Genomic DNA, 4,243 nt, shown 5'->3' on the forward strand with positions numbered 1-4,243 from the left:
GGTGGGCCGGAGGCCCATCGCCGGAGGCGACGCGGGAGTGGAGCGCAGCGGAACGGGAGCGCCCTTGACTCACCTCGTGGAAGCCCGACACTGGCTGGAGAAGCGGGCGGCCCCACGGCCACTCCACAGCACCGGTCGCATCAACCCCGCCCCCTCAGCTCCCCCTTCAGTACCTTCCCGCTCGCGTTCCGTGGGAGGCAGGGGAGGAACTCCACCGATCTCGGCACCTTGTAGTTCGCCATCTCGCGGCGGGACCAGGTGATCAGGTCGTCCGAGGTGAGGTGGGAGTGGGGGCGGCGGACGACGTAGGCCTTGGCCACCTCGCCCAGGCGGGGGTCCGGGACGCCGATGACCGCCGCGTCCGTGACGTCGGGGTGGGTGAGCAGGAGCTGCTCTATCTCGGCGGGGTACGCGTTGAAGCCGCCGACGATGAACATGTCCTTCAGGCGGTCCGTGATGCGCAGGTTGCCCGCCTCGTCCAGGACGCCCACGTCGCCCGTGCGCAGCCAGCCGTCCGGGGTGACCGCTTCGGAGGTGGCCTCGGGGTCCTCGTAGTAGCCCCGCATGACGTTGAAGCCCCGGACCAGGACTTCCCCCGGGGTGCCGGTGGGACCGGCCACTCTCACCTCCGTGCCGGGGATCGCGCGGCCGGACGTGGAGGCGATCAGCTTCGGGTCGTCGCCGCGGCGGCACATCGTGACGATTCCGGTCGCCTCCGAGAGGCCGTACGCGGTCAGGACCGTGCCGACGCCGAGTTCCTCGCGCAGGCGTTCCACCAGGCGGAGGGGGACCACCGCGGCGCCCGTCACCACCAGGCGGAGGGTGGACAGGTCGTGGGCGGCCCGGGCGGGGTGGTCCAGGAGCTGCTGGTGCAGGGTCGGCGGGCCCGGGAGGACCGAGATCCGCTCCGCCGCGATGTTGGCCAGGGCCGTGCCCACGTTGAACACCGGCTGGGGGATCATCGTGGCCCCGCGCATCAGGCAGGCGAGCACCCCGGCCTTGTAGCCGAAGGTGTGGAAGAAGGGGTTGATGATCAGGTAGCGGTCGGACGGTCGGAGACCGGCCAGGTCCGCCCAGGTCTCGTAGGCGCGCAGGGTCTGGCCGTGGGTGATCATCGCGCCCTTGGGGCGGCCCGTCGTACCGGACGTGAAGACGATGTCCGAGAGGGCCGAGCGGGTCAGCTCCTGCGCGCGGGCCCGCACGTCCGGCCCCGGCACGCCCTCGCCCGCCGCCAGGAAGTTCTTCCACGTCTCGAAGTCGGGCGGTGCGTCGTCCGAGAGGACCACCACCCGGTGCAGAGCCGGCAGGGCGGGAAGGGGGCGCCCCGCGGCCGGTGTCCCCGCGCCGGCCGCTCGCCGCAGCGACGCCACGTACGAGGTGCCCAGGAACGTCCCCGTCACGAACAGCAGCCTCGCCCCGCTGCGGCGCAGCACGTCCGCCGCCTCCGTGCCCTTGAAGCGGGTGTTGAGCGGTACCAGGACCGCGCCCGCGGACACCGCGCCGAGGGACGCGACGATCCAGTCCAGGGTGTTGGGGGCCCAGACGGCCACCCGGTCGCCCATCTCCACCCCGCGGGCCAGGCAGGCCGCGGCCGCCCGTTCGATCCGGGCGCCCAGTTCGGCGTAGGTGATCCGGGTACGGCCGTCGACCACGGCCTCGGTGTCCGCGAACCGTCCGGCCGCCCACCGCACCAGTTCCGGGATGGTCTCCCACGACGCCGTCACGGACCGGCCTCCCCCCACACACGTAGCTGACTAGCCGTCAGATTAGCGGTAATCTGACGGGCTGTCAGGAGAGGGGGCCGTACATGGCAGGAGCAGGACTCAAGGACGCCACCGCCATCGTCGGGATCGGACAGACCGCGTTCGCCCGGCACCTGGCCGAGGACGAGCGGACGCTCGCCTGCCGGGCCGTGCTCGCCGCGCTCGACGACGCGGGTGTCGCGCCCGGCGAGGTGGACGCGCTCGCCTCCTACACCATGGAGGAGACCGACGAGGTGGAGCTGGCGAAGGCCGTCGGGTTCGGGGACCTGACCTTCTTCAGCAAGGTGGGGTACGGGGGCGGCGGCTCCTGTGCGACCGTCGCCCACCTCGCCGCCGCCATCGCCTCCGGGCAGGCCACGGTGGGGGTGGCGTGGCGGTCGCGGAAGAGGGGGAGCGGGCCCCGGCCGTGGACCGACACGGCCGTGCAGCTGCCGACTCCGGGACAGTGGACCCGGCCCTTCGGGCTGCTCCGGCCCGCCGACGAGATCGCCATGCTGACCCGGCGGTACATGCACGAGTACGGCGTCACGCGGGACCACCTGTTCAACGTCGCGCTGGCCTGCCGGAACCGGGCCAACCAGAACCCGGCCGCCGTGATGTACGAACGGCCGCTGACCCGCGAGATGTACATGACCTCCCGCTGGATCAGCGAGCCGCTGTGCCTGTACGACAACTGCCTGGAGACGGACGGCGCCCTCGCCTGTGTGGTGGTGGGCAAGGAGCGCGCCCGGGACTGCCGGCAGCGGCCCGTGTACGTCCACGCCGCCGCGCAGGGGCTGCCCGCCCAGCACCACGGCATGGTCAACTACTGGAACGACGACCCGCTCTCCGGCCCCGCCTGGACCGCCGCCCGGCACCTGTGGAAGCACGCCGACCTCACGCCGGAGGACGTCGACGTGGCGCAGATCTACGACGCGTTCACCGCGCTGGTCCCGCTGTCCCTGGAGGGCTACGGCTTCTGCGCGCGCGGCGAGGGCGGCGCCTTCACCGAGCAGGGCGCCCTGGAGATCGGCGGGCGGCTGCCGCTCAACACCGGCGGGGGCGGGCTGAGCGAGGCCTACGTGCACGGCTTCAACCTCGTCAACGAAGGGGTGAAGCAGCTGCGCGGCACGAGTACCGCCCAGGTGCCGGGCGCCGCCGCCTGTCTCGTCACGGCCGGCGAGGGTGTGCCCACCTCCGCCCTTCTGCTGAGGAGTTGATCCGGCATGCTCGATCCGGTCACCGACACCGACGGCGCGCCCTTCTGGGAGTACGCGGCCCGCGGCGAGCTGCGCGTCCAGGCGTGCGGCGACTGCGGTGAACTCCGCTTCCCGCCCCGGCCCTGCTGCCCGCACTGCCAGTCCTTCGCGGCCGGGTGGCGGGCGGTGTCGGGGCGCGGGCGGGTGTGGTCGTACGTCGTGCCGCACCCGCCGCTGCTGCCCGGTTACGCGGAGCAGGCGCCGTACAACGTGGTCGTCGTGGAGCTGGCGGAGGCCCCGCGGATACGGCTGGTGGGGAACGTGGTCGCGTACGCCGGGGCGCCGCTGAACTCCCTCGACCCGGCGCGGCTGAGGATCGGCGCCCGGGTGCGCGCCGTCTTCTCCGGCGGGCTGCCGCAGTGGGTGCCGGAGTGAACACCGTCCGCCTCGACGTCGGCGAGGGCACCGGCGTCGCCGTGGTCACCCTGGACCGGCCCGGGCGGCTCAACGCCGTCGACCTCACCATGGTCGGGGAACTGGCCGAGGTCTGGCGGCGGTTGCGGTTCGACGACACGGTACGGGCCGTCGTGCTCACCGGGAGCGGGGAGCGGGCGTTCTGTACGGGCATCGACCGGGACGCGGTCGTACCGCAGCCCTCGTCGCCGTACATGCAGGACGATCCGCTGCTGGGCATCGGGCCGAAGGCGAACGGCCTGTGGAAGCCGGTGATCGCCGCGGTGCGCGGGATGGCGTGCGGCGGGGCCTTCTACCTGCTGGGCGAGAGCGAGTTCGTCGTGGCGGATCCGACGGCCGTGTTCTTCGACCCGCACACCACGTACGGCATGGTCAGCGCCTACGAGTCCGTGCTGGCGGCCGAGCGGATGCCGTTCGGGGAGGCCGCGCGGATGATGCTCATGGGGACGGCCGAGCGGATGTCGGCGCGGCGGGCGTACGAGGTGGGGTTCGTGTCGGAGATCGCCGGGGAGGGGCGTGCGATGGAGGCCGCCGTGCGCTGCGCCGGCATCATCGCCGGGTATCCGCCGGAGGCGGTGCAGGGCACGGTGCGGGCGCTGTGGGCGGCGAAGGAGGCGGCGCGGGCGCAGGCGTTCGCGCAGGCACCGCACCTGATCGCGCTGGGCAGTCTGCCGGCCGGGCGGCAGGCGGAACTGTTCGCCGCCCGCCGCCGGGAGTTCCGGGTGCGCTAGGCCGTGTCCGCAAAGTCCCTCCGTCCGCCCGGAGGGCGGGCCCTGCGGCGTCTGGTGCGTGCTCTCGGCGTGCCGGGTGCAGTCCCTCGTACTGGAC

The 4,243-nt window shown here is 73.2% G+C and carries 4 protein-coding genes; 3 read left to right on the plus strand and 1 reads right to left on the minus strand.

Features of this window, described 5'->3' with window-relative positions; translation table 11 throughout:
- Positions 1-140: 140 nt before the first annotated feature.
- Positions 141-1,724, minus strand: a complete 1,584-nt coding sequence (locus tag ABZ923_RS41005) for a FadD3 family acyl-CoA ligase (protein ID WP_361483454.1) — start codon at positions 1,722-1,724, stop codon at positions 141-143.
- An 83-nt stretch (positions 1,725-1,807) separates the two neighbouring features.
- On the opposite strand from ABZ923_RS41005, the gene ABZ923_RS41010 reads away from it, so the two are divergent.
- The 3 genes from ABZ923_RS41010 to ABZ923_RS41020 are packed head-to-tail and all read left to right on the plus strand — an operon-like array spanning position 1,808 to position 4,146.
- On the plus strand, positions 1,808-2,962 hold the full coding sequence (locus ABZ923_RS41010) for a lipid-transfer protein (RefSeq protein ID WP_361483457.1): 1,155 nt from the start codon (positions 1,808-1,810) through the stop codon (positions 2,960-2,962).
- A 6-nt stretch (positions 2,963-2,968) separates the two neighbouring features.
- The gene (locus ABZ923_RS41015; RefSeq protein ID WP_361483460.1) at positions 2,969-3,376 is read left to right on the plus strand and encodes an OB-fold domain-containing protein; all 408 of its coding nucleotides are present in this window, start codon (positions 2,969-2,971) and stop codon (positions 3,374-3,376) included.
- Complete coding sequence (locus ABZ923_RS41020; RefSeq protein WP_361483462.1) at positions 3,373-4,146, plus strand: enoyl-CoA hydratase/isomerase family protein; 774 nt, start codon at positions 3,373-3,375, stop codon at positions 4,144-4,146. The genes ABZ923_RS41015 and ABZ923_RS41020 overlap by 4 nt, the downstream gene beginning before the upstream one ends.
- Positions 4,147-4,243: the final 97 nt, after the last annotated feature.

Origin of the sequence: Streptomyces sp. NPDC046881, from assembly GCF_040645015.1 — a bacterium.
Classification (GTDB): Bacteria; Actinomycetota; Actinomycetes; order Streptomycetales; family Streptomycetaceae; genus Streptomyces.